20 protein-coding genes, 1 other RNA gene and 2 pseudogenes are annotated in these 25,487 nt (G+C 71.9%); 17 read left to right on the plus strand and 6 right to left on the minus strand.

Features of this window, described 5'->3' with window-relative positions:
* Nucleotides 1-109: 109 nt before the first annotated feature.
* From mtrB to hpf, 4 genes and pseudogenes are all read left to right on the plus strand, one after another.
* Nucleotides 110-1,768, plus strand: coding sequence for an MtrAB system histidine kinase MtrB (gene mtrB, locus BUS84_RS28110; protein WP_425293469.1), 1,659 nt, complete (start codon nucleotides 110-112; stop codon nucleotides 1,766-1,768).
* Complete coding sequence (locus BUS84_RS28115; protein ID WP_074317033.1) at nucleotides 1,765-3,570, plus strand: LpqB family beta-propeller domain-containing protein; 1,806 nt, start codon at nucleotides 1,765-1,767, stop codon at nucleotides 3,568-3,570. The genes mtrB and BUS84_RS28115 overlap by 4 nt, the downstream gene beginning before the upstream one ends.
* Nucleotides 3,567-4,279 (plus strand): annotated as a pseudogene (locus BUS84_RS28120) (ComF family protein). The gene BUS84_RS28115 and the pseudogene BUS84_RS28120 overlap by 4 nt, the downstream one beginning before the upstream one ends.
* A 245-nt stretch (nucleotides 4,280-4,524) precedes the next feature.
* Complete coding sequence (hpf, locus tag BUS84_RS28125; RefSeq protein WP_074317035.1) at nucleotides 4,525-5,160, plus strand: ribosome hibernation-promoting factor, HPF/YfiA family; 636 nt, start codon at nucleotides 4,525-4,527, stop codon at nucleotides 5,158-5,160.
* A gap of 88 nt (nucleotides 5,161-5,248) precedes the next feature.
* Here the strand turns inward: hpf and BUS84_RS28130 are convergent, their stop codons facing one another.
* A complete protein-coding gene (locus tag BUS84_RS28130) occupies nucleotides 5,249-6,355 on the minus strand; it encodes a GNAT family N-acetyltransferase (RefSeq protein ID WP_074319181.1) in 1,107 nt (368 codons plus the stop codon).
* A 2-nt stretch (nucleotides 6,356-6,357) separates the two neighbouring features.
* Entirely contained in the window at nucleotides 6,358-7,509 is a 1,152-nt protein-coding gene (locus tag BUS84_RS28135; RefSeq protein ID WP_074317039.1) for a GNAT family N-acetyltransferase, read from the minus strand.
* A gap of 168 nt (nucleotides 7,510-7,677) precedes the next feature.
* On the opposite strand from BUS84_RS28135, the gene secA reads away from it, so the two are divergent.
* Nucleotides 7,678-10,605 (plus strand): preprotein translocase subunit SecA, encoded by a 2,928-nt coding sequence (secA, locus tag BUS84_RS28140; protein WP_074317040.1) that lies wholly within the window; start codon nucleotides 7,678-7,680, stop codon nucleotides 10,603-10,605.
* A 497-nt stretch (nucleotides 10,606-11,102) separates the two neighbouring features.
* Here the strand turns inward: secA and BUS84_RS28145 are convergent.
* Both BUS84_RS28145 and BUS84_RS28150 read right to left on the minus strand, forming a co-directional pair.
* Nucleotides 11,103-11,690, minus strand: a pseudogene (locus BUS84_RS28145) (Rv3235 family protein).
* 105 nt (nucleotides 11,691-11,795) lie between these two features.
* Nucleotides 11,796-12,023: a helix-turn-helix transcriptional regulator gene (locus tag BUS84_RS28150; protein ID WP_074317042.1), complete on the minus strand. Its 228-nt coding sequence runs from the start codon at nucleotides 12,021-12,023 to the stop codon at nucleotides 11,796-11,798.
* A 216-nt stretch (nucleotides 12,024-12,239) separates the two neighbouring features.
* On the opposite strand from BUS84_RS28150, the gene BUS84_RS28155 reads away from it, so the two are divergent.
* Nucleotides 12,240-12,749 (plus strand): DUF6912 family protein, encoded by a 510-nt coding sequence (locus tag BUS84_RS28155; protein ID WP_074317045.1) that lies wholly within the window; start codon nucleotides 12,240-12,242, stop codon nucleotides 12,747-12,749.
* A 19-nt stretch (nucleotides 12,750-12,768) separates the two neighbouring features.
* On the opposite strand, the gene BUS84_RS28160 is transcribed toward BUS84_RS28155, so the two are convergent.
* The gene (locus BUS84_RS28160; RefSeq protein WP_074317047.1) at nucleotides 12,769-13,833 is read right to left on the minus strand and encodes a hypothetical protein; all 1,065 of its coding nucleotides are present in this window, start codon (nucleotides 13,831-13,833) and stop codon (nucleotides 12,769-12,771) included.
* Between the two features lie 352 nt (nucleotides 13,834-14,185).
* Here BUS84_RS28160 and pruA point away from each other — a divergent pair, with 352 nt between their 5' ends.
* The 11 genes from pruA (at nucleotide 14,186) to BUS84_RS28215 (ending at nucleotide 23,833) form a co-directional block, all read left to right on the plus strand.
* Nucleotides 14,186-15,814 carry an L-glutamate gamma-semialdehyde dehydrogenase gene (pruA, locus tag BUS84_RS28165; RefSeq protein ID WP_074317049.1) on the plus strand — a complete coding sequence of 543 codons (1,629 nt, stop codon included), beginning with the start codon at nucleotides 14,186-14,188 and terminating at the stop codon, nucleotides 15,812-15,814.
* 58 nt (nucleotides 15,815-15,872) lie between these two features.
* Entirely contained in the window at nucleotides 15,873-16,676 is an 804-nt protein-coding gene (locus BUS84_RS28170) for a tryptophan 2,3-dioxygenase (RefSeq protein WP_143728531.1), read from the plus strand.
* A gap of 143 nt (nucleotides 16,677-16,819) precedes the next feature.
* On the plus strand, nucleotides 16,820-17,335 hold the full coding sequence (locus BUS84_RS28175; protein ID WP_074317053.1) for a PadR family transcriptional regulator: 516 nt from the start codon (nucleotides 16,820-16,822) through the stop codon (nucleotides 17,333-17,335).
* A 64-nt stretch (nucleotides 17,336-17,399) separates the two neighbouring features.
* The gene (prfB, locus tag BUS84_RS28180; protein ID WP_074317055.1) at nucleotides 17,400-18,521 is read left to right on the plus strand and encodes a peptide chain release factor 2; all 1,122 of its coding nucleotides are present in this window, start codon (nucleotides 17,400-17,402) and stop codon (nucleotides 18,519-18,521) included.
* 118 nt (nucleotides 18,522-18,639) lie between these two features.
* Nucleotides 18,640-19,320 (plus strand): cell division ATP-binding protein FtsE, encoded by a 681-nt coding sequence (ftsE, locus tag BUS84_RS28185; protein ID WP_030331491.1) that lies wholly within the window; start codon nucleotides 18,640-18,642, stop codon nucleotides 19,318-19,320.
* A 67-nt stretch (nucleotides 19,321-19,387) separates the two neighbouring features.
* Nucleotides 19,388-20,263 (plus strand): permease-like cell division protein FtsX, encoded by an 876-nt coding sequence (ftsX, locus tag BUS84_RS28190; RefSeq protein WP_074317057.1) that lies wholly within the window; start codon nucleotides 19,388-19,390, stop codon nucleotides 20,261-20,263.
* Between the two features lie 150 nt (nucleotides 20,264-20,413).
* A complete protein-coding gene (smpB, locus tag BUS84_RS28195; RefSeq protein ID WP_074319182.1) occupies nucleotides 20,414-20,893 on the plus strand; it encodes an SsrA-binding protein SmpB in 480 nt (159 codons plus the stop codon).
* Between the two features lie 105 nt (nucleotides 20,894-20,998).
* Nucleotides 20,999-21,374, plus strand: a transfer-messenger RNA (tmRNA) gene (gene ssrA, locus BUS84_RS28200).
* A 121-nt stretch (nucleotides 21,375-21,495) separates the two neighbouring features.
* Nucleotides 21,496-22,173, plus strand: coding sequence for a hypothetical protein (locus BUS84_RS28205; RefSeq protein WP_074317059.1), 678 nt, complete (start codon nucleotides 21,496-21,498; stop codon nucleotides 22,171-22,173).
* Between the two features lie 134 nt (nucleotides 22,174-22,307).
* The gene (locus BUS84_RS28210; protein WP_244298751.1) at nucleotides 22,308-22,823 is read left to right on the plus strand and encodes a hypothetical protein; all 516 of its coding nucleotides are present in this window, start codon (nucleotides 22,308-22,310) and stop codon (nucleotides 22,821-22,823) included.
* 53 nt (nucleotides 22,824-22,876) lie between these two features.
* On the plus strand, nucleotides 22,877-23,833 hold the full coding sequence (locus BUS84_RS28215) for a hypothetical protein (RefSeq protein WP_074317061.1): 957 nt from the start codon (nucleotides 22,877-22,879) through the stop codon (nucleotides 23,831-23,833).
* Nucleotides 23,834-23,860: 27 nt separating this feature from the next.
* Here the strand turns inward: BUS84_RS28215 and mdlC are convergent, their stop codons facing one another.
* A complete protein-coding gene (mdlC, locus tag BUS84_RS28220) occupies nucleotides 23,861-25,456 on the minus strand; it encodes a benzoylformate decarboxylase (protein WP_208869744.1) in 1,596 nt (531 codons plus the stop codon).
* Nucleotides 25,457-25,487: the final 31 nt, after the last annotated feature.

Genomic DNA, 25,487 nt, shown 5'->3' on the forward strand with positions numbered 1-25,487 from the left:
TGGTCACACTGTGTCAACCTCCCCGCCCCCGCACCCTCGGACGACAGCTGCCCGCCTGCCTCGCGCCGGCTGGGAGTTCTGGCGTGCGCTGAGCGGGCGGGGTGCCCGGATGGTGGCCCGGGTGCACCAGACCTGGCGCCGCTCGCTCCAGGTGCGGGTGGTCACCATCACGCTGGTCGCCTCCAGCCTGCTGGTCGGCGGTTTCGCGTACCTGATCGCTGACAAGATCACCACGATCCTGCTCGACAGCGCCCGCACCGACGTCCGGCAGCGCGTCAACAGCGGCGCCAGCTACGCGGCCAGGCAGGTCTCCCTCTACGGTCAGCCGCAGGAGGCGCAGCTCCAGGAGACCATCGAGGGCACGGTCAACTACCTGGCCGGTGGCGACCCCCAGCAGACCAGTGGTGTGGTGGTGGCGATCACCGCCGACGGCTACCCCAACGCCATCCAGACCCGCACCGCGCCCGCGGCGAACGTCCAGCCGCTGATCAGCCGGGAGCTGCGGGCCGCGGTCGCCGACGGCAAGGTGGCCAGCCAGGTCCGCACCGGCCGGCTCACCGGGGAGCCGACCAAATACCTGGTGTACGGCTCGCCGGTGCCCACCCGCTTCGGCCAGATCGAGCTCTACTACCTCGTGCCGTTGACCCGGCAGGACGTCACGGCCGCCGACGCCCGAGCCACCGTGGTGGCGACCGGCGTCGCCCTGGTGATCCTGCTCGGGCTGCTCGCGGCCCTGGTCACCCGGCTGGTGGTCAATCCGGTCCGGGTCGCCGCGCGGACGGCCCAGCGGCTCTCCGCCGGCCTGCTCGACCAGCGGATGGTGGTCAACGGCGAGGACGACCTGGCGCTGCTCGCCGCGTCGTTCAACCAGATGGCGACCAACCTGCAACGGCAGATCCTCCGCCTGGAGGAGATGTCCCGGTTGCAGCGCCGGTTCACCTCCGACGTCTCGCACGAGCTGCGTACCCCGTTGACCACGGTCCGGATGGCCGCCGACCTGATCTTCGCCGAGCGCGACGAGTTCGACCCGGCGGTGGCCCGCAGCGCCGAGCTGCTCCAGGCCGAGCTGGACCGGTTCGAGGAGTTGCTCACCGACCTGCTGGAGATCAGCCGGTTCGACGCGGGCTTCGCCATGCTGGACGCCGAGCCGACCGACCTGGTGCCGGTGGTGCACCGGGTGGTCGACCGGCTCGCCGGCCTGGCCGAGCGGGTGGGCGTCCCGATCGAACTGGACCTGCCGAGCACGCCGGTGATCGCCGAGGTCGACCCGCGCCGGGTCGAGCGGGTGCTGCGCAACCTGGTCGGTAACGCCGTCGAGCACGGTGAGGCACGTCCGGTGCTGATCACTCTCGGCATCGATGAGACCGCCGTGGCGATCACTGTCCGGGATCGTGGCGTGGGACTCAAGGTGGGCGAGGAGAAGTTGGTGTTCAACCGGTTCTGGCGGGCGGACCCGTCCCGGGCCCGGCAGACCGGTGGCACGGGTCTGGGCCTGTCCATCAGCCTCGAGGACGCCCGGCTGCACGGCGGCTGGCTGGAGGCGTGGGGTGCGCCCGGGCAGGGCGCGCAGTTCCGGCTCACCCTGCCGGCCCGCGCGGGTGACCGGCTGACGACCTCGCCGCTGCGGCTGGTGCCCGCTGACGCCGCGCTGCCGTTCGGTGGCCCCCGGGACGGCGGCCCACTGGCCATCGGCCCCGGCACCGACGGCACGCTGGCGATCGGCCCGGCGCCGGCCGAGGACGGACAGCGTGCGGAGGTGCGATCGTGAGGCGGCAGCTCCTGATCGGGGCACTCGGCGCGGCGCTGCTGCTGGGCGGCGGATGCGGCATCCCGGCGTCGTCCGACGTGCGGGTGGACGGCAAGGGCGGGGCCGCGACGGAGGCCGGTTCGGTCGGCGGCCGTAGCAGTGAGCCGCCGACGCGTACGGCCAGCGGCAGCGACACCAACGCGTTCGTGCGCAACTTCCTGTCCGCCGCCGCTGGCGAGCCGGATCGGGCCTACGAGCGGGTCAAGCAGTTCATCGCCCCGGAGCACCAGTCCCGGCTGCAGGAGAAGAAGGGCAGCGAGGTCGCGCTGACCGTCGTCCGGCTGCGGGAGGCGGTGTTCAGGGGCGAGAGCGACTCGACCACCACCGTGACGATCAAGGTGCAGCAGATCGGCCTGCTGCGGGCCAACGGCACCCTGGCCCCGCCGGTGGCGACCGAGACGGGGTACCAGTTCTCGTTGCGCAGCGCGGCGTTCGGCGGTGACGACGAGCGCGCCGGCCTGTACGTCCTCGACCCGCCGAACGTGCTGCTGCTCACCGACAACGCCCTGCAGGAGTACTACCAGGACGAGTCGATCTACTTCTGGAGTTCCGACGGCAGCCGGCTGGTGCCCGATCAGCGTTACCTGCCGCTGGCGGTGCCGGACGAACGCCGCGTCAATGAGGTGGTGAAATGGCTGGTCGGCGGCCCGTCCGATTGGCTGCGCCCCGGCGTCGTCGGGCTGCCCGACCGCACCGAGCTGATCAACAACGCCACCGGCGCGAACGGCCGGTGGGAGGTCAACCTGGACATGTCCGGTGACGACCAGACCCAGATCGACCGGCTGATCACCCAGCTCGCCTGGTCGCTGGGCAACCGGCAGGGCGAGCTGGAGCTGAAGGTCCGCAACAACTCGCAGCCCGTGCGGGATCTGAACGAGCTCCGGCTGTCCGAGCAGCTCTACCCGATCAAAGTGGGCCCGCAGCGGTTCGGCGTGTACGAGGGTGCCATCCGCCCACTCGACTTCCCTGGAGAGCCCGACGGCGCTGTGCCGCTGGTGGCCGAGATCAACCGCAACATCGTGTCCGCCAGCCTCGCGCGGGCCGAGGACCGGATCCTCGCCGCGATGGTGGTGACCGGCGGCAAGGGCCGGCAGCGCCTCGCGGTGGGCACCGGCCGTGATCCGGTCCCCGGGCTCAACCGGAGCGTCTTGGATTACGCCTCGATCAGCCGTCCGGTCTGGCTGCGCACGGTCGACTCCCGACCGGGCCGGGGCCTGGTGGTGGCCGACGGCCGGCTCTACCGCTTCGACGAGGCCGCCCGGATGTACCAGGTGCCGCTCAACCTGCCCACCGCCGAGGTCACCGCGGTGGCCGCGTCGCTGGACGGCCAGCGGGTCGCGCTGATCGCCGGCGGCCGGCTCTACGTCGCGGCGGTCAACCTGGACGGCGGCGGGGTCTCCATCGGCCCGCCCCGGGCGCTGGTCACCTCGCTGACCGGCCTCAGCGCAGTCGACTGGAGCGGGGAGGCCCGGCTGGTGGTGGCCGGGTCGGCCAGCCAGCCGGCGATCTACGAAATCAGCGTGGACGGTGCGCTGGAGACGCCGCTGAAGACCGACGTGGGTGCCAGGGTCACCCACCTGACGGCGTACCCGACCAACCGCACGGTGCCGCTGCCCAGCGGGGCGTACATGTACGAGGCGAACGGGGTGGCCTACCGCAACAGTCCGTTCGAACGGATCGAAGTCGAACAGGTGCGGGACGTCACCCCACCCCCGACCGGGGTCCGCCCGAGCAATCCGTCGGCCCCGTTCTTCCTCTACTGACGTCGTGCGGGCTCTGGGCCGACCTCGGCGACCTGGTCCTGCCCACCGACTGTGCGGGCTGCCGGGAGCGTCGGCCCGGTCTGCGGCACGGAATCTGCCCGGCCTGTGTGGCGGCGCTGGACGCGCTGCGCCCTCGGTCGGTCCACCCGACCCCCGTCCCGCCGGGTCTGCCGCCCTGCGTCGCCCTCGGCCCATACGCCGGCCCGCTGCGCGAGGCTCTGCTGGCGTACAAGGAGCACGGCCGGCACGGGTTGGCCCGCCCGCTCGGCGCGCTGCTCGCCGAGGTCGTCGCGGCGGCGGTCGGCGGGGCCCGTCCGCTGGCGCTGGTTCCGGTGCCGGACACCGCGGCGGCGGCCCGGGCCCGCTACGGCGACCACCTGGACCGGCTGGCCCGGCACTGCGCGGCGCGACTCACCCGGGCCGGCTGGCCGGTGCGGGTGCACCGGCCGCTGCGGGCGCTGCCCCGGCCGACTCGGTGAGGCTGGACAGCGCCGGCCGGGCCGCGGCGGCCCAGGCGGCCTTCCGGCCCCGTGCCGGTGCCCGGGGCGGGGGCGGCACGTCGGCCGTGGCACCCGTCGTGGTGTTGCTGGACGACATCGTCACCACCGGGGTCACCCTGGCCGCATCTGCCGGCGTGCTGGCCGCGACCGGGCAGGCACCGACTGTCGCCGCGGTGCTCGCGGCAACCGAGAAAAGACGCCGTTCGTAACCGTTCGTGTTTCCGTTTCACCCGTTGGTGTATGAGCTGCGAAAAATTTCGGGCGGTCTCGGCAACTTGGGGTGACTGCCGGGCGAACAGGAGTTAGCGTTTCGCTGTCGGGGGTAGGAGGTCATCCCACCCGCCTCCGGCGGTGAGAGGAGGCGTAGCCGCACTGACCGGTCGACGCCAGCGGGGCTCCCCACGGCGCGCGACCGGGTAACCGGATCGAAGACCGTCCGAACAAGGGAGGTCACGTGGACATCGTGGTCAAGGGCCGTAACGTCGAAGTGCCGGACCATTACCGGGTGCACGTAGCCGAGAAACTCGCAAAGATCGAACGCTACGACCACAAACTCATTCGTGTCGATGTCGAGCTGTTTCACGAGCGCAATCCGCGCCAAGCCGACCACTGCCAGCGGGTGGAAATCACCTGCGTTTCCCGGGGCCCGGTGATCCGGGCCGAGGCATGCACGAATGACTTCTACAGCGCGCTCGACGCGGCCATCGCGAAGCTCGACACCCGGCTGCGCCGCGCAGCCGACCGTCGCCGCGTACACCGGGGCCGGCACGCGCCGATCTCCGTCGCCGCCGCCACCGCCGGCCTACCGGTCGAGGACCTGGTGGCCGCCCCGCTGAGCGCGCCGGGTGACGGCGCCCGCGCCGGCACCGCCGTCGCGGAGCGGGTCGAGGACGAGTACGACGAGCAGCCATGGCACATCGCCCGGGAAAAGGTGCACCCGGCGGAACCAATGACCATCGACGACGCGCTCTTCGAGATGGAACTGGTCGGCCACGACTTCTACCTGTTCCAGGACAAGGAGTCCGGCCGCCCCAGCGTCGTCTACCGCCGGCACGCCTACGACTACGGCATCATTTCCCTCGCCATCTGACGGGTCCTGACCCGGCTTGATCATGGAGTTGTGGTGGGTGCGGACGCCGCGAACCGGTGCGGAGCGCCCACCACGACTCCATGATCTGTCAGCGGAGGTCGGCGGGTAGCAGGGCGAAGGTCAGGTCGTCGAGCCGGGTGCCGGCCAGACCGGGCAGCCGGCCACGTTGCAGGGCCTCCCGGTGGAAGCCGACCCGCTCCAGCACGCGGTGGGAGGCGGTGTTCTCGGGCACGGTGCCAGCGGTCAGCCGGGCGATACCGGCCGGCCCGAACGCCCAGCCGGCGAGCAGCCGGACGGCCCGGGTGGCGTACCCCCGGCCCCGCCAGTCGGGCAGCAACGCGTAGCCCAGCGACGCCTCGCCGCTGGCCACATCGGTGTACGACAACCCGCAACTGCCCGCCGGCTCGCCGGTGGCCAGGTCGGTGATCAACAGTCGGGCGATGTCGCCGGTCAGCCACCCGCTCTCCGCGAGCCGGCAGCGCCGCTCGATCGCGGCCCGTTCCGGCGGCACCGGCGGCGCCTGGTTGGCCACCACCTCGGGCCGGCTGTGCAGCTGGTACATCAGCTCGGCGTCGTCCGGGGCGAGGCGGCGCAGTGCCACCACCTGATCGGTGAGCACCCCGCCGGGCAGGTCCGGCAGCAGCCGGGCGGTCGGGCCGGGCGGGTCGCCGGCGAGGCGTACCCAGGCCAGCAGGTCGTGCCGCCCGCCGCCCCGGCTCGAGCCGGCGGATCGGCGTACTCCCTCGTACCGGAAGCCGGCGGCCAGCGCGACCCGTTGGCTGGGCCCGTTCTCCGGGTCGGTGAGCAGCTCCAGCCGGATCGTCCCGGTGGCGAACGCGTGCTCGCTCAGCACGCGGGTGGCGGAGGCGCCCACCCCTCGCCCGCGCGCCGCCGGCCGCACCCAGTAGCCGATCTCGGCCTGACCCCGTTCTGGCACCGGGTTGCTCAGCCCGACCCCGCCGAGCAGCCGGTCGGTGGCCGGGTCCGCGATCGCGTACGCCGCGCCGCCGCCGGTCCAGGCCGCCGGGGCACCCGAGTCGATCCACCAGCGGGCGTCGGTTTCGGTGTACGGCGTCGGCAGGTTCGGCAGGAACCGCTGGCTGACCGGGTCCGCGCAGGCGGCGACCACGTCGGCGGCGTCGTCGGCGCGGAACGGGCGCAGACGTACCCCGTGCGCCTCGACGACGTGTTCGATGGTCACGTCAGGTCCTCGGCGAGCAGTGCGGCAATCCAGGCGTCCACCCGCTCACCCCGGTGCTGCACTCCGCCCCGGGCCGTCCCCTCGAAGGCGAAGCCCGCCTTCTCCGCCACCCGGCGGGAGGCCGTGTTGCCCACGTTCGCCTTCCACTCGATCCGGGCCAGGCCCAGTGTGGTGAAGCCCCACGCGCTCAGCGCGGCCAGCGCGGCCGGCATGTAACCGCGGCCGCGGGCCGCCGGGGCGGTCATGAAGCCCACGTCGGCCAGCAGCGGGTCGGCGGGGGAGAGCCGCAGGTCGATCGAGCCGGCGTACCGGTCGTCCGGGTCGGCGATCACGTAGCAGGCGGCGTCTCCCCGGGCCCAGGCTTCCCGGCTGAAACCCCGGTACCACTGCGCGTCGGCGCGCTCGTACGGGTCCGGCACCGTCGTCCAGCGGATGGTCTCCGGATCGTGGCAGGTCTCCACCACGGCGTCCAGGTCCTGCTCCTCCATCGGCCGGAGCAGCAGCTCGCCGGCCCCGGCGGTGGCGAAAAGGGTGGGCTGTGGGCGGCCGAAGACGGCGGCCCGCCGGGCGGCCAGGGTGCCCGGCCCGGCCGGCCCGGTGGCCCCGGGGGCGGGCACCTCGCCGGGCAGCAGCGACCCGATCCAGCCGTCCGCGCTGCCGTTGGGCGCTGGGTCGGCCAGCCGCAGCAGGCCGTCGATCCGGAACCCGACGCGGAGCGCGACCAGCCGGGAGGCGTGGTTGCCCACCTCGGCCTGCCAGATCAGCCGGCGCAGCCCGAGCGTTTCGAAGGACCAGCGGGCCACCGCGCGGGAAGCCCGGACGGTGACCCCGCGGCCACGCGCCCACGGGGCCGTCCAGTAGCCGATCTCGCCGGTGCCGGCGCCGCTGATTGAGACGAGCCCGCACGAGCCGAGGAGGTCGCCGGTGACCGGGTCGCAGACCGCGAATGGTGCGCCGGTGCCCTCCGCCCAGGCCCGCCGGCTCAGTTCGGTGACGAATCCGTGCGCGTGTTCCGGGAGGTATGGGCGCGGTACGGTGGTCCAGCGCTGGATGTCCGGGTCCTGGCACGCGCGGTGCACCGCGTCGGCGTCGGCTTCCCGCCAGGGCCGCAACAGCAGGCCGTCCTCGATGATCTCCACAGGCTCCACCCGTGCATCGTGCCGGAACGTTCGCCGACGGCGTAACCGGATAACCTTCGGTACGCACCCGGTGCGCGAGTTATGTCGGGTTCGGCGGGGTGGACCGCCGCCACCAGTGACCATCGCGCCGATGGAGCGCCTACGATGGTTCGAGACTGTCTAGGGGAGCGTTGATCCGTGTCGATTCTGGAAAAGGTCCTTAACGCGGGCGAGGGCCGCATGGTGCGCCGGCTCAAGGCCATCGCCGCCGCCGTCAGCTCGATCGAGGACGACTACGTCAACCTCACCGACGAGGAGCTGCGCGGCATGACCGAGCAGTTCCGCGAGCGGCTCGCCGACGGCGAGACCCTCGACGACCTGCTGCCGGAGGCGTTCGCGGTGGCCCGCGAGGCGTCCGCGCGGGTGCTCGGCCAGCGGCCGTACGACGTCCAGGTGATGGGCGGCGCGGCGCTGCACTTCGGCAATATCGCCGAGATGAAGACCGGTGAGGGCAAGACGCTGACCTCGGTCATGGCCGTCTACCTCAACGCGCTCTCCGGCGACGGCGTGCACGTGGTCACCGTCAACGACTACCTCGCCCAGCGCGACGCGGCCTGGATGGGTCGGGTGCACGAGTTCCTCGGGCTGACCGTGGGCGTGGTGCTGCCGAACCGGCCAGCCAGCGAGCACAAGGCCGCCTATGAGTGCGACATCACCTACGGCACCAACAACGAGTTCGGCTTCGACTACCTGCGCGACAACATGGCCTGGTCGAAGGACGAACTGGTCCAGCGGGGCCACAACTTCGCGGTGGTCGACGAGGTCGACTCGATCCTGATCGACGAGGCACGCACCCCGCTGATCATCTCCGGCCCGGCCGAGCACTCGGCCCGCTGGTACGGCGAGTTCGCCGGCGTGGTGGCCCGGCTCCAGCCCGGCACCGACGGTGAGGGCGACTACGAGGTCGACCACTCCAAGCGCACCATCGCGGTCACCGAGCGCGGCGTGGCCAAGGTCGAGGACCGGCTCGGCATCGACAACCTGTACGAGTCGGTGAACACTCCGCTGGTCGGCTACCTGAACAACGCCATCAAGGCCAAGGAGCTGTACAAGCGCGACAAGGACTACATCGTCAGCGACGGTGAGGTCCTGATCGTCGACGAGTTCACCGGTCGCATCCTGCACGGCCGTCGCTACAACGAGGGCATGCACCAGGCGATCGAGGCCAAGGAGGGGGTGGAGATCAAGCAGGAGAACCAGACCCTGGCCACCATCACCCTCCAGAACTACTTCCGCCTCTACAGCAAGTTGTCCGGGATGACCGGTACGGCGCAGACCGAGGCGAGCGAGTTCAACAAGGTCTACAAGGTGGGCGTCGTGAGCATCCCGACCCACCGCCCGATGGTTCGCGCGGACCGGCCGGACGTCATCTACAAGACGGAGAAGGCCAAGTTCAACGCGGTGATCGAGGACATCGCCGAGCGGCACCAGATGGGCCAGCCGGTGCTGGTTGGCACGGTCTCGGTGGAAAACTCCGAGATCCTCTCCCAGTTGCTGCGCCGGCGGGGCATCCCGCACGAGGTGCTGAACGCCAAGTTCCACGCCCGGGAGGCCGAGATCGTCGCCCAGGCCGGGCGCAAGGGTGCGGTCACCGTGGCGACCAACATGGCCGGCCGTGGCACCGACATCCTGCTCGGCGGCAACGCCGAGTTCCTCGCCGCGAACGAGCTGCGCCAGCGCGGCCTCGACCCGCTGGAGAACGAGGAGGAGTACGCCAAGGCGATGGAGGAGGTCCTGCCCAACTGGAAGCAGGCCTGCGACGCCGAGGCGGACGAGGTCGCCGCCGCCGGGGGCCTGTACGTGCTGGGCACCGAGCGGCACGAGTCCCGACGGATCGACAACCAGCTGCGTGGTCGCGCCGGCCGGCAGGGTGACCCGGGCGAGTCCCGCTTCTACCTGTCGCTGCAGGACGAGCTGATGCGGCGCTTCCGGGCCGGCGCGGTCGAGGCGGTGATGGAGCGCTTCAACATCCCGGAGGACGTGCCCATCGAGTCGAAGATGGTCACCCGGCAGATCAAGAGCGCCCAGGCCCAGATCGAGGGCCAGAACGCCGAGATCCGCAAGAACGTGCTCAAGTACGACGAGGTGCTCAACAAGCAGCGCCAGGTCGTCTACGCCGAGCGGCTGCGGGTGCTCAACGGCGAGGACCTCTCCGACCAGGTCCGCAACATGATCGACGACACGGTCGAGGCGTACGTGCGGGGCGCCACCTCCGAGGGCTACGGCGAGGACTGGGACCTCGAGCAGCTCTGGTCCAGCCTCAAGCAGCTCTACCCGGTCGGCGTGACGATCGAGGAGCTGGAGGAGGAGGCCGGCGGTTCCCGGGCCGGCATGGACGCCGATTTCCTGGTCGCCCGGCTCAAGGAGGACGCGCACGCCGCGTACGACCGGCGCGAGGAGCAGCTCGGCCCCGAGGGGGTGCGCCAGCTCGAGCGGATGGTGCTGCTTCAGGTGATCGACCGCAAGTGGCGCGAGCACCTCTACGAGATGGACTACCTCCAGGAGGGCATCAACCTCCGGGCGTACGCCCAGCGCGACCCGGTGGTGGAATACCAGCGCGAGGGCTTCGACATGTTCGCCACCATGATGGACGGCATCAAGGAGGAGACGGTCGGCTTCCTCTACAACGTGGACGTCCAGGTGACCGAGCCGGAGCCGGCCGCGGAGTCGGAGGAGGTCGCGCTGCTCGACAAGCCGGTGGAGATCCGGGCGAAGGGTCTCAACCGCGCGCCGCAGCGACAGGGCCTGCAATACTCCGGCCCCACCCACGACGGCGAGTCCAGCCCCGGTGCTGTGGCCGTCGAGCAAGCCGAGCAGCAGGCCCCTGCGCTTGGTGTGGGTCGACCGGCCCCGGGTGCCCCGGCGGCGCCGGGCAGGACGGCTCCGTCGGCTCCGCAGCGGCCGGCCTCCGGGCTGCGTGGCCCGGCGGTCCCGTCGGCCGCCGCCCGACGCCCCGCGCCGAACCAGGCCGAGGCCAGCAACGGCCCGTCCCGCAACGCGCCGTGCCCGTGTGGCTCGGGCCGCAAGTACAAGCGCTGCCACGGTGCCCCCAACGGCGGCAACTGACCGACAGCACTCTGACGGGCCCTGGCCGATCTGGCCGGGGCCCGTCGGCGTCTCCAGCACCGTCGCCGCGAGCCGGCCCGGACTGGCAATAGACACGGGCCGGTGGGGCTCGCCCGCCGCGCCGGCCGGTGTGAGGCGCCGGGATGCCCGCCGTGCCGGTCCGTGCGGGACGCCGGGATGCCCGCCGTGCCGGTCCGTGCGGGATGCCGGGGTGCCCGCCGTGCCGGGTCCTGTGAGGCGCGCGAGGCCGCCGTGCCGGATCCGCGGGGCGGGATCGGGCCCGCCAGTCGGGGTGATCGACTCGGTATCGGCGATGTCGTGGTGTCTTGGCGTGATGCCGCGATATCGGCGATATGGAGTTGATCAACCCCCGACCGGGCGCCGGGCAGCCGTTCCCGGGCCCGACCGGCGGCCGGGCAGCCGTCCCCGGGCCGACCGGCCGTCTCGGGCAGCCTTCCCCGGCCCGACCGGGAGTCTCGGGTGGGGTGATGGTCCGCTCAGAGGATGTGCAGGGCGGTGCAGAGCCAGCGGCCGCGGCGATGCTCGAGGCGGATCGCCCTCGCCCAGCTCCGGCTGCCCGCGCCGGTGAGCACCGCGGCCGCCTCCACGGCGGCCTAACGGGGCTCGCAGGCGCGCAACCGGAGTAGCCGGACCACCGGTCGCGGGGCGCGGCGGCGGGGCGACCCGGCCCGGCCGGACGCGCGGGCCAGCTCGGTCAGCAGCTCGGCGGCCCGGGCCGGGTCGAGCAGTGGCCGCACCTGCGCTGGCGACCGGTAGCCGTTGACCACCCCCAGGCAGGTGCCGACGAAGCAGTGCGCGGCCCGGGTCGCCTCCGGGGCTGTCGACGGGGGCAGCGGCGCGCCCGGGTGGGTGGCCGGCCGGGTGGGCACCCACGGCGGAGTGCGGCGCGGCGGTCCGGCGGCCGGACCGGATCCGGCCGCGTCGAGGCGAACAGGTCGAGGGCGAGCTGGCCGTGGGTCGGCGCCGGCCAGTACGCCCCGTCGGCCTCGTCGGCGTACGGCGGGTCGATCGGCGGGCGGGGCGCAGCCGCACGGGTGGCCGGGACGGACCGGATCGCGAATCACTCACCGCTGCCCCCTTCGATCTTGCGTTTGCTTCCGTTTGCCTTCGACACGCTCGACCCTGAGTGATGGAACGGCACCGGTCAATGGCAGAGGGGATTGCGGGGGCTACTCGGTGTCCCGGTCGATGAGTGGGTTGCCGCGGACCCAGTCGGCGGTCTCGGCGTACTTGTGCGAGATGTACTCCTCCAGCCGGGCGCGCTCGACCCGCCACTGGCCGCGGCCGCCGATCTTGATCGCCGGCAGTTCTCCGCTGCGCACCATGTGGTAGACCTGCGAGTCCGACACGTTCAGCTCGGCGGCGACGTCGGAGAGCAGCAGGAACCTCGGCTCCACAGGAACTCCCGGGGTTGATGTCGTTTGCCTCAGTTTGCCATCGACGGCCCTGGCCGCCCAGCACCCCTGCAGCCCGGCGACGAACCAGGTACGGCGGGACACACCGGCGGGGAACTTCCACCGGGCGGAGGCGAGGTGTATGACGGTCACGGCGTGCGGCATGATCTGCGCCCGTGCCGGCGGCCGCCGGTGGAGGACTGAGCGGGGAGACGACCGGTGACCGACGAGCTTGTCCGGGTGTACGTGCCGGCGACCGTACCGATGCTGGCCCGCCTGCGTGAGCAGGGGCTGACCGCCGACCAGGCGCACGCGGTGACCCCGGCGCTGCGCGAGTGGTACGCCGAGGGCGATGAGGAGGAGTTGGAGTACGTCGCGTTCACCCGGGCCGCCCAGGACGCGCTGCACCTGCTCCGGGCCGACCCGGCCGCGCCCCGCCGCCGGGTCGTCGTCTCGGCCGACCTCCCGCGCGCCGCGCTCGGCCGGGGTGATGGTGAGCTGGGTTCCAGCACGGTGACGTTGGCCGACGCGGTGCCGGTGAGTGCCGTCGCGGCGATCCACGTGGACGGCACGGACGCGGCCGAGGAGATCGCCGCGGCGGCCGACGTGGTGGCCGAGGCCGCCGCCGGCGACCCGGACGCCCAGTTCACCGTCGACGGCGCCGAGGACCACGAGCTGGAGTGGTACGACGTGAGCGAGATGGACCTGCTCCTGCGCGCGAGCGGCTGAGCCCGGAGGCCGGCCGGGGTCAGCGGGCCCGGTCCACCTCGGCCGGGTCCGCGTCGGTCGGGTCCGGCTGGTCCGCGTCCAGAGCGGGGGAGTCGTCGGCCGCGACGGGTTCGTCGTCGTCGGACCGGGCCGGGCCGAGCGTGCGGCCGAACGCGATGAGCGCGGTCAAAGCCCCGACGAAGAGCACCCAGATGCCGTTGTCGACCCGCGAGGTGCCCAGCGAGGTCTGCGCCACCGCGTCCGCCTCGCTCAGCGCGCCGGCCAGGTCCAGCAGCGACCGGCCGCCGATCCGGATGATCACCTCGGCGAGCAGCAGGAGCAGCCCCGGCCCGGCCCCGGCGAGCAGGTACGCCGGCCAGCGCAGCGCTGGCGTGCCCGGATCCCGCCGGAGGGCCCGCCGCCGTGCCCAGCTCAGGTAGCCGAAGGCGAGCAGCCCGGCCAGCAGGCCGGCGACGAGCGACTCGGTGCGCGACACCCACTTCGCCGCGTTGACCAGCGACTCCTGGCTGTCGCCCGCGCCGAAGAGGTTGAAGAGCGGGTCCCGGGCGCGGCTGAACGCGACCACGAAGACCAGCGTGCCCAGTGCGGCGGCCGACACCGCACCCACGGCCGCTGCCGTCCGCGCGCCGGCGACCGCGCCACCGATGATCGCCGCGGCGGCGGTGGTGCCGGCGATCACGTTGGTGGTCGAGGTGTCGAAGTAGGTGAGGTTGATCGCGAGCGCGGCCGCCAGGCCGACCAGCATCCCCGCCCCGATCGCCCCGACGAAGCGCAGGGTGATCCCGTCGCCGTACCGGCGGGACAGCAGGTTGCCGAAGGCCAGGGCGACGGCCGCCCCGGCCACCAGCGCGGCGGAGATCACGCCGGGCAGGGCGAACGCGGAGAGGCTGATCGCGGTGACCCCGGCCGCCGAGGAGGTGATCGCCTCGCGGGTCGACCAGAGCATGGCGGCCAGCCAACCGAGCGCCAGCAGCGCGAGCACCCCCGCGCCGGGCGCGGGCACGGGCCGGCCGTTGGGGATGGCCGGGTCGACCGCCGGCTCGTCCGACTCCGCGGCTGGGACGCGGCCGGGCTGCTTGGTCATCGTCTCCCCTTCGAGGCGGCAGGTCACCGACCATTCAGGGTACGCGGGCCCGGTGGACCTTCCGCTGTCACGGGACGGCGGCGACCGGTACCGTCCGGCGCGGCTCACGCCGGACGGGTGCCTGCCGTCCGGCCCGGGTCGCCCGCCCGCGCCTTGCCGGTAAGGGGAGGAGGGGTGGGGCGGTCCTTGGCGCGAGGACGGTGGTGGAGGTGAGGCGGGTACCCCCGCATGGAAGAATCGTGGGAGGTCCCGCCGCTGCTCGGCCCTCCCGCGTGGCGTCCGGTGTCCGGCTGTCCGGTCGGTGCCCGCGGGTCCGGTTTCGCCACCGCTGTCGAGATCGCCAGGAGCCTTGATGGATGCCGTGTTCTCCGTACCCGAGCCGCGCAACGAGCCGGTTCGCAACTACGAGCCGGGCAGCCCCGACCGGGACCGGCTCCAGCGGCGGTTGACCGAGCTCGCCGCCGAGCGCATCGACCTGCCGATGACCATCGGTGGCGAGCAGCGGATGGCCGCCGGTGACCCGATCAACGTCGTGCAGCCGCACAAGCACGCGCACGTGCTCGGTGTGACCGCGCACGCCACCCACGACGACGCCCGCGCCGCGATCAAGGCGGCCAAGGACGCCGCCCCGATGTGGCGGGCGCTGCCGTTCGAGGAGCGCGCCGCGATCTTCCTGCGCGCCGCCGAGCTGCTCGCCGGCCCGTGGCGGGACACGCTCAACGCCGCCACCATGCTCGGCCAGTCGAAGACCGCGATCCAGGCGGAGATCGACGCGGCCTGCGAGTTCATTGACTTCCTCCGGTTCAACGTGCACTTCGCCCGGCGCCTGCTCGAGGAGCAGCCCAGCTCCTCGGCCGGGGTCTGGAACCGCTTCGACCACCGCCCGCTGGAGGGCTTCGTCTACGCGGTCACCCCGTTCAACTTCACCGCCATCGCCGGCAACCTGCCCTCGGCGCCGGCGCTGCTCGGCAACACGGTGATCTGGAAGCCGGGCCCGACCCAGCAGTTCGCCGCGCACTTCACCATGCGGCTGTTCGAGGCGGCCGGCCTGCCGCCCGGCGTGATCAACATGGTCACCGGCCGGGGCGAGGAGGTCTCCGACGTCGTGCTCGCCGACCCGGACCTGGCCGGCATCCACTTCACCGGTTCGACCAAGGTCTTCCAGCAGCTGTGGCGGACCGTCGGCGACAACATCGCCCGCTACCGGGGCTACCCCCGGCTGGTCGGCGAGACCGGCGGCAAGGACTTCGTGGTCGCGCACACCAGCGCCGACGTGGACGCCCTGCACACCGCGCTGATCCGCGGCGCCTACGAGTACCAGGGCCAGAAGTGCTCGGCGGCTTCGCGGGCGTACGTGCCGCGCTCGCTGTGGGAGGGTGGCCTGCGGGACCGGCTGGCTGCCACCACCGACTCGCTCACCTACGGCGACGTGGCCGACTTCAGCAACTTCGGCGGCGCGGTGATCGACGACAAGGCGTTCTCCCGGCACACCGCCGCTCTGGAGCTGATCGCCGGCGACGACACCTGCCGGGTGCTGGCCGGTGGCACCGCCGACGACTCGGTCGGGTACTTCGTCCGGCCGACGCTCTTCGAGTGCAGCGACGCCGCCCACGAGACCTTCACCACCGAGTACTTCGGGCCGATCCTGGGCGTGCACGTCTTCGACGACGCCCGCTTCGACGAGGTGGTCGCGCAGGCCGAGTCGATCGCCCCGTACGCGCTGACCGGGTCGGTGTTCGCCACCGACCGTCGGGTGATCGACGCGGTTGGTGAGCGGATGCGGTACGCGGCCGGCAACTTCTACATCAACGACAAGCCCACCGGCGCGGTGGTCGGGCAGCAGCCCTTCGGTGGCGCCCGGGCCAGCGGCACCAACGACAAGGCGGGTTCCTGGCTGAACCTGGTCCGCTGGGTGTCGCCGCGCACGATCAAGGAGACGTTCGTGCCGCCGACCGACCACACGTACCCCCACATGGGCTAGGAGGCGGTCGACCGCCGGCGGCGCGCGTGGCGCGGCCGCCGGCGGTAGCCTGGCCGGGGTGACGCACCCCACCCCTGCGCCCGACCCCCGCTTCGGGGAACAGGGCGGCCGGCTCACCTACAGCGACTACCTTCGGTTGGCCGACCTGCTCGCGGCGCAGGTGCCGGAGTCCGATCCGGCCTCCCACGACGAACTGCTCTTCATCACCATCCACCAGGTGTACGAGCTGTGGTTCAAGCTGCTGCTCGCCGAGCTGTCCGACGCCCGGGACCGGATGCTGGCCGGCGAGACCTACCTGCCCCGGGTGCGGCTGGAACGCTGCCACGTGGTGGAGCGGGTGCTGGTCGGCCAGGTCGACGTGATCGACACGATGACGCCGCAGGACTTCCTGGCCTTCCGCACCAAGCTGGCTCCGGCCAGTGGATTCCAGTCGGTGCAGTTCCGGGAGATCGAGTTCCTCTCCGGGCTCAAGGACCCGGATTTCCTGCACCGGTTCCGCCGGTTGCCGCCGGCCGAACGGGACCGGCTGGACCGGCGACTGGCCGAGCCGAGCCTCTGGGACGGTTTCCTGGCCGTGCTCGCCCGGGCCGGGTTCCCGGTCGGCGACGCCGAGGCGCGCTTCGCGGCGTACGCCAGGATCGCCGCGGACCGGGAGCGGTTCGGGCCGCTCTGGGACCTCGCGGAGGCCCTGGTCGCCCACGATCAGGCATTTTCCCTGTGGCGGGCTCGGCACGTGCTGATGGCCGAGCGGCAGATCGGCACCAAGCCGGGCACCGGCGGGTCGGCCGGCGGCGCCTACCTGCGGTCCCGGGTGGAGACGCGCTTCTATCCGGAATTGTGGGAGCTGCGCAGCCGGCTCTGACCGGGCCGTCCTGACCGGCCCGCGCAATCCATCGATAGTCCTCAACGGACAGTCTGCCGCCGACAGTGCACATAGGAAGTCCTGTCGGGTGGCAAACTGCCAAATCCTGGACGCCGCGAGCGCAAAGTGGCAGCGTGGTGGGCATGGCGGATTCCGGAGTCAACCCCACGGCGGCGGCCCTGCTCGGGCTGCTCCATGAGGGTCCCATGACAGGCGGTCAGTTGATGGCCGCCGCTGAGCGCCGGCTGGCGCCGTACTGGTCGATGACCCGCAGCCAGGTCTACCGCGAGTTGCCGGTGCTGGCCGAGCGAGGTCTGGTGCGGCTCGGCAAGCCGGGCCCGCGGATGAGTCAGCCGTACTCGCTCACCGCCAGTGGGAAACGGACATTTTCCCGCTGGCTGACCGAGTACCCGGGGCGGGACACCATCCGCAACCCGATAGCGCTCCGGATGGCCTTCGGCGAGTTGCATTCCGCCAGCCAGCTCAAGAGCCTGTACGCCTCCGCCAACGAATACCACACCGAGGCCCTGGCCCAGGTGCGAGAACAGGTCAAGAACGCCAAACGGGACGGGGAGACCTACGACGCCAGCGCGCTGGAGTTCGCCGTCGCCTACCACCGCGCGGCCCTGTCGTGGCTGAAGTCCGCCCCCGTCGGGTGACCGCCGGCGGATTCGCGCATAGGGAACGAGCTGCTCCGCCCGCGGCACAGTACGCTTATCTGTCGTGACCGCTGCCGATTACGCCGAACAGCTCAAGGAACTCGACGCCACCCTGCGAAACATCGAGGCCGTCCTCAACCTGGACCGTCTGCACGAGGACAAGGCCCGGCTGGAGGAGGCGGCTTCCGCCCCCGACCTCTGGGACGACCAGGCCAAGGCTCAGCAGGTGACCTCGCAGCTGTCGTACGTCAACGGCGAGATCAGCAAGCTGGGCAGCCTGCGTTCCCAGCTCGACGACGCCAAGGTGCTGCTGGAGCTGGCCGAGGCCGAGTCCGACCCGGGCGTGCTGACCGAGGTCGAATCGGAGATCACCGGGCTGACCAAGGCCATCCAGGAGATGGAGGTCCGCACCCTGCTCTCCGGCGAGTACGACTCCCGGGAGGCGCTGGTCGCCATCCGGGCCGGCGCGGGTGGCGTGGACGCGGCGGACTTCGCCGAGATGCTGCTGCGCATGTACCTGCGCTGGGCGGAGCGGCACGGCTACCCGACCGAGGTCTACGAGACCTCGTACGCCGAGGAGGCGGGCCTGAAGTCGGCCACCTTCGCGGTCAAGGTGCCCTACGCGTACGGCACGCTGAGCGTCGAGTCGGGGACCCACCGGCTGGTCCGGATCAGCCCGTTCGACAACCAGGGCCGCCGGCAGACCAGCTTCGCGGGCGTGGAGGTCCTGCCGGTCACCGAGCAGACCGACCACATCGACATCCCGGAGAACGAGGTGCGGGTCGACGTGTACCGCTCCTCCGGCCCGGGCGGGCAGAGCGTCAACACCACCGACTCGGCGGTCCGGCTCACCCACATTCCGACCGGCATCGTGGTGACCTGTCAGAACGAGAAGTCCCAGCTGCAGAACAAGGCCTCCGCGCTGCGGGTGCTCCAGGCTCGGCTGCTGGAGCGCAAGCGCCAGGAGGAGCAGGCCAAGCTGGAGGGGCTCAAGGAGAACGCGGCCGGCTCCTGGGGCGACCAGATGCGCTCCTACGTCCTGCACCCGTATCAGATGGTGAAGGATCTCCGAACCGAGCAGGAGACCGGCAATCCGAGCGCGGTCTTCGACGGCGAGTTGGACGGCTTCATCGAAGCGGGTATCCGCTGGCGCAAGCAGCGTCAGCTCGCCGGCGACGGTGCGTGATCACACGCGGGCGGAGCGCGTCGTCGATCTCCTGGTAGAGCCCTAATTCGAGGACGCGCACCCTCTGTGCGGGGCGTGGGGCTTGGCTCTGTCGTCACACCGCGTAGACTCACCACCCGTGATTCAGCTTGAGCAAGTGACGAAGACGTACCCGAAGGCGTCCCGGCCTTCGCTCGACAACGTGTCCGTCTCGATCGAGAAGGGCGAGTTCGTCTTCTTCATCGGTCCATCCGGCTCCGGCAAGTCCACGATCATCAAAATGCTGCTGCACGAGGTCGCGCCTAACAAGGGGCGCGTCGTCGTCAACGGCAAGGACGTCACCTCGATGCGCTCCTGGAAGCGACCCCACTTCCGGCGCTCGATCGGCTGCGTCTTTCAGGACTTCCGGCTGCTGCCGAACCGCACCGCGTACGAGAACGTGGCGTTCGCCCTTGAGGTGATCGGCAAGACCAAGGCGGTTGCCCGTCGGGTCGTGCCGGAGGTGCTGGAGCTGGTCGGGCTCGGTGGCAAGGAGCACCGCTACCCGCACGAGCTCTCCGGTGGTGAGCAGCAGCGGGTCGCCGTCGCCCGGGCGTTCGTGAACCGTCCGCTGATCCTGCTGGCGGACGAGCCCACGGGAAACCTGGACCCGGACACCTCGATCGAGATCATGCGTCTGCTGGACCGGATCAACCGCACCGGCACGACCGTCGTGATGGTCACCCACGATTCAAACATCGTGAACCAGATGCGCCGCCGCGTCGTAGAGATTGAGAGCGGTCGCATCGTCCGTGACCAGGCCCGCGGCGTTTACGGGTGAGCCGGCGCTCCACCCCTGCGCAGCCTGACGACGAGAACCTCATGCCGGAGACCCGGAGGAACCCCCGATGCGCGTGAAATACGTCCTGTCCGAGGTACTGGTCGGACTGTGGCGCAACGTGACCATGACCATCGCGATGATCATCACGATGGCGGTCTCGCTGACCATGCTCGGCGCCAGCGGTCTCATGTACCGCCAGGTCGACGACATGAAGGACCTCTACTACAAGAACATCCAAGTCTCGATCTTCCTCAACACCGACGTGACCGAAGAGCAGCGCGCGCAGATGGACGCGAAGCTCAAGGCCGACCCGCTGGTCAGCGAGGTCATCTACGTCGACAAGGCCGAGGCGTACAAGCGGTTCCAGGAGATGTTCCAGGACGCGCCTGACCTGATCAGCGCCGTCAAGGAGGACAGCCTTCCGCCGTCGTTCCGGATCAAGCTGAACAACCCGGAGCAGTACAAGAACATCTACGACCAGTACAAGGACACCGAGGGCGTCGACGAGATCATTGACCAGAGTCGACTACTGGACAAGGTCTTCAACATCCTCACCGCGATCCAGAACATCGCCCTGGCCGCCGCCATCGTGATGGCGGTCGCCGCTCTGCTGCTGGTCGCCAACACCATTCAGGTGGCCGCGTACAGCAAGCGGCGGGAGGTGGCGGTCATGAAGCTCGTCGGCGCATCCAACTGGTTCATCCAGGCGCCGTTCGTGCTGGAGGCCGTGGTGGCCGGCCTGATCGGCTCGTTGCTCGGCCTGGTGGCCCTGATAGCGGCGAAGTATCTGCTCTTCGACGGGTCGCTCAAGGCCTTGGAGGGCCTGCTCTCGCCGATCAGCTGGGGCGACATCCTGTTCATCTTCCCGCTGATGGCCGGCGTCGGTGGCCTGATTAGCGCCGCCACCGCCTGGATCACCCTCCGCTTCTACCTGCGGGTGTAGCGACCGTACGGGTCGTCCCGTTCGTCTCCCGAGGGCCCTCCCGCGCCGGAAATAAACGGCGCGGGAGGGTCCTTGACATTCAGGTAGCATGATCGGTTGTCCGGCCGGGGTGACCCCGGTGGCGGATGATCAGGAGAGGGGGTGGCGCCGATGCCACGGGAAAAGGGGCGCAAGGTGGTCGCCTCCAACAAGAAGGCGCGCCATGACTACTCGATCCTCGACACGTACGAGGCGGGCATGGCGCTGACCGGCACCGAGGTCAAGTCGCTGCGGGCCGGGCGGGCGTCGCTGGTGGACGCGTTCGCCCAGGAGCGCAACGGCGAGTTGTACCTGCATGCGATGCACATCCCGGAGTACACCCAGGGCACCTGGACCAATCACGAGCCCCGGCGTACCCGCAAGCTGTTGCTCAATCGTGGGGAGATCGACCGGCTGATCGGCAAGACCCGTGAGGGGGGCCTGACCATGGTCCCGTTGCAGGTCTACTTCTCCGACGGCTGGGCCAAGGTGGAGATCGCCCTGGCCAAGGGCAAGAAGTCGTACGACAAGCGCCAGGACCTCGCCAAGCGGGACGCGGACCGGGAGATCGCCCGGGTCAGCGGCCGGCGCGGCAAGGGAATGGACGACTAGTTCGTCCCGTTTGTCCGGGTCGGCGAGTCGGCCCGGGGCTCGGGATGAAACCCGTTGCGGCAGGCGTTAGTCTTGTCAGTGCCGCCAACATCGGCGGCCCGTCGAGGGGGTGACTGGTTTCGACTTCGTACGCAGCGACAGGGGAAGCGAGCCGAGGAAGCCGACGTCGTCTCGAGAATCGGTCGTCGGAAACTTATAAGCGCCAAGAACAATCGCGCTGACTTCGCTCTCGCCGCCTGAGGCGAGTAGCTAAGTCTGTCGGCCTGGGAACGCCTTCGTCCCAGTAGCCGGCATCAGCTAGAAGGCTGGCCAATCGGACCCGGTCGCGGGGTCCGTGCGGCGAGATTAATCAGCGACTGGGCCCGTCACACCAACTTGCTCGCGTGAGCGGTGGGGCCGAGTAGAGGCACAGCGAGCTGCGCTCGGAGAAGCCCTGACAAACCGGCGAAGGACCCGGGTTCGATTCCCGGCACCTCCACCAAGCGATGCGCCCCGGCCCACCGGCCGGGGCGCATCGTCGTATCCGGGCCACGGCTCCGGTGTGCGCACCCCGGGGCTTGCCAGGACACGGCCGAGAGCCCCCTTCGCCTACGCTTCCGACTGTGCGGATCGAGAAACTGCGCCTGTCGGTCGGCGCGTCACCCGGCCAGCGCACCGTCTCGGTGCTGGCCGGCGTGTTCGTCGCCGCGGTCAGTGCCGCGTTCGTGGTGCTGCCCCTGGTCGCTGACGGGCTGCTGCGCCAGCTGACCGGTCCGGGCGACGGTTTCGCCTCCTATGAGCAGGCCCGCGACCTGCCGCCCGGGATGCTGCCGCCCGCGCTACGGGACTCCGGCGGCGGTGCAGGGGACCATTCCGGGTTTGGCCCGCTCGTCGGGCTGTGCGGGCTGCCGTTCGCCCTGCTCGGCGTCTACCTGGTGCTGCGGGTGCTGCGGACAGCCGCCTGGCTGGACGGCAGTCGGGCGCGGGTGCGCGGCGCGTTCGTCAGCCGGACCGTCGACCTCGCCACCGCCCGGATCGACGCCGGGCCGTACTGCGAGGCGGGGGACGACGACCCACGGGCGCGGGGGCACTGGGGGGCCATCGTCGCCACCGACCACGACAGCGGACGGCGGGTCACCATCCCCCTGCGCGGTATGGGGCTGCCCACCCTGCCCCCGTCCGAGTTGCGGGCGCTGGCCGACGCGATCACCACCGGGCGTCCCACCGACGGCCGGGACGGCGACGCGCATGCCATCGCCGGCGCGCTGCGTCGCCGCGCGGAGCATGCGCTGGAGGGCTGATCCGCGTACGGGTGGGGCCGGCGGGACTGGTGCGGCCCGTGGGGCAGAAGAGGCGGCCAGGGGGCCTGGACAGGGGCGGACGGGCGGGTTCACCATCGCGGTATGTGGTAGCAGCGCAAGCGCGGGAGGTGCCCATGGTCACCGGTCCGGTTCAGCAGCCGTCAGTCGTCGCCCGGCCCTGCGCCGCGCCACCGCATCCGAGCAGCCTCCCCACCGAGCGGCACCGCACCGGGCTGCCCGGTGACCCACTCCCGGCGGGGATCGCCGGTGACCTGCGCGCGCTCGCCCGGGCCATCGCCGCAGCGCCGACCGAGCCATGCTGGCGCGAACGCGTGCTGCTGCGACTGCACCCGGTCGGGCAGGGCTTCACCGAGCACGTCCAGGTCACCGAGGGTCCCGCCGGGCTCTACCGTGAACTGCTCACCCACGCGCCCCGGCTCCACCACGGGGTCCGGCTGCTCACCCGGGAGCACACCGCGATCGGCGCCGCGCTCCTGGCCGTGCGGCGGGTCGCCGAGCAGCCCGACGCCAGCCCGGACGAGTTGCGCCACCGGACCGCGTACCTGCTGCGGACGCTGGCACGGCATCGGCGGCGCGGCGCGGACCTGCTCTGGCAGGCGTACCAGACGGATCTGGGTGGCGAGACCTGAGCGCGGGCTCGCGCGGGCGGGAACCGGGGCGTCGGCGGGCACGTCGAACCCGTATGCGTCGATCGCTTCTGCCCCTCGGTCTGCCCCTGCTGGTGCTCGCGGCCGGCTGCGCCCCGACCGCTGGCGACCCGGCCGATGGACCCACCGCCCCAGAGCACCGGTGGGAGGCGTTCGACCAGCGGGCCATCGAGGTCGCCGAGGCGTGGCGTCCCGGCCCCGAGTGGCGCACCGGGTACGTCCCGTTGCAGGGGCCGACCGTGCTGACCGGCGACCCGCGCTTCACCCCCGACACCGAGGCCGCCTTCCTGGCCGGCTGGTACCGGGAGCGGGTGCCCATCCCGCCCACCCGGGTCGGCGGGGAGATCCGCTTCCCGGACGGCACGCTGACCGTGCCGTTGGTCAGCGCGGCGGAGGCGTACCGGCAGCTCGACCAGGGTGACCCGCTGCCCTGTCCCGGGCGGCCGAAGCGGCCCGGACTGCCGACGCCCGGCCCCAGCGTCGAACCGGGACCGGACGGCTGGGTCAGCAGCGCACCGGAGACCGGCTGCCTTCCGCTGACCGTCACCGGCGTCACGCTCGGCGCCGTGCCGGTCCGCACCAGCCGAGGCGAGGCGCAGGTCCCGGCCTGGCTGTTCACCGTCGAGGAGCTGGCCACTCCGGTGGCGCGGCTCGCCGTCGCGCCGGCGGCCATCACCCCGGTTCCCAAGCCCACCGCGCCCGCGCGGCCGCTGCCGGACCGACTGCGGTCCGCTCAGGACGTGATGGCCGTCGACGGCTCGCGGCTGACCGTCCGGCTCGGTGTCGGCGCCTGCGACACCGGGATCACTCCGCTGGTCCAGGAACGGCCGGACGTGGTGGTGGTCGGCGGCGGCTTCGTCGCCCAGTCCTACGGCCTCTGTCCGGACGTGCTCAAGCCGGAGCCGGTGACCGTCACCCTGGCCGCGCCGCTGGGCGCCCGGCCGGTGCTGGACGTCTCCACCGGTGCCCCGCTGTTGATCCGCCCGCGCTGACCGGGTGAGGCGGGCGGGGAGTGCGGGTCAGAGGATGCTGGGCACGTCGGTGTTGATCGGCACCGGCAGCACGGTGGGGCGGTCGGCGCGCAGTCCGGCGGCGAGCGCCGAGCCGAGCTGGTCGGGTGTCTCGACCACCTCGGTGGCGCAGCCGTAGCCGGCCGCGATCGCCGTGACGTCCAGGCCCGGCAGATCTAGTCCGGGCACCCCGGGCGTCTTCTTCAGCTCGGCGAACGCCTTGAGGATCGCGTACTGCTGGTTGACCGGAACGACCACCACCACCGGCAGGGACAGCCGTGCGGCGGTCCACAGCGCCTGCACCGAGTAGTGGAAGGAGCCGTCGCCGACCACCGCCACCACCGGTCGGCCACGGCCGGTGTCCCGCTCGGCCAGTGCCACCCCGACCGCGGCCGGCAGGCCGTAGCCGAGACCGCCGCTGGCCATCGTGAAGTACGACGCCGGGCGGGTGATCCGCAGCCGGCGGCGCAGTGCGGACAGGTTGGACGGTGACTCCTGGACCAGCACCCCGTCCGCCGGCCAGTGCGCGGCCAGCGCGGCGAACAGGGCGTCGGCGCTCAGCGGCGCGGTGACCTCCGCCGGCGCCGGCGCGGCCCGGGGTGCCGGTGGCGGCCGGTCGGTCGGCGGCGTCAGTTCGAGCAGCGCGGCCAGGGTCAGCCCGGGATCGCCGAGCAGGCTGTCCCCGACCGGGGCCCGGGCGGCCTCGTCCGGGTCGTCCGTGACGTGCAGCAGCCGGGTGCCGTCGGGCAGATGGTCGCCCGGCACGTACGGGTAGTAGCGGAACACCGGAGCGCCGACCACCAGCACGGTGTCGTGTCCACGCAGCGCCTCGGCCAGCGGCCCGATGGCGAACGGCAGCACCCCGCGAAACTGCGGGTGGTCCTCCGGGAACACGGCCCGCTCCGGCGCGGGGGCCGACCAGACCGGCGCGGCCAGTCGCTCGGCCAGCGCGACCGCGGTCGACCAACTGTGGGACCGGTCCACCCCGGGCCCGAACACCAGGACCGGGTCGCGGCTGCTGGCCAGGGCTCGGGCGAACTCGCCCAGCCGCTGCGGGTCCGGCGCGAACCGGGTGGCCACCGTGCGCGGCGCGGGTGGAGGGTCGGCCGGCTGGTCCCAGTCGTCCATCGGCAGGGAGAGGAACACCGGCCCGGCCGGCGGCTGCACCGCGGTCGCGTACGCGCGCAGCAGCGCCGGCGGGATGTCCTGCGCCCGGACCGGCTCGTAGCCCCACTTCACGTACGGCTGGGGCAGCTCGGCGGCCCGGCGGCTGGTCAGCCGGGGTTCGAGCAGCAGCATCTCGCGGGTCTGCTGGCCGGCGGTGACGATCAGCGGGGTCTTGTTGTGCCAGGCGGTGACCATGTTGCCCATGCCGTTGCCGGTGCCCGGGGCGGTGTGCAGGTTGACGTGGGCGGGCGCGCCGGTGACCTGGGCGTAGCCGTCGGCCATCGCGACCGCCGTGGCCTCGTGCAGCGCGTGGACGTAGTGGAAGTCGGCCGGGAAGTCCCGCAGGAACGGCTCCTCGGTGGAGCCGGGGTTGCCGAAGATGGTGGTCATGCCGAGGGTGCGGAGCACGTCGTACGTCGCGTCCCGGACCGTTGCCATCGCCACCCGCCTCCGTGTCGCGCGCAGGGAC

The organism is Micromonospora cremea, assembly GCF_900143515.1.
GTDB lineage: Bacteria > Actinomycetota > Actinomycetes > Mycobacteriales > Micromonosporaceae > Micromonospora > Micromonospora cremea.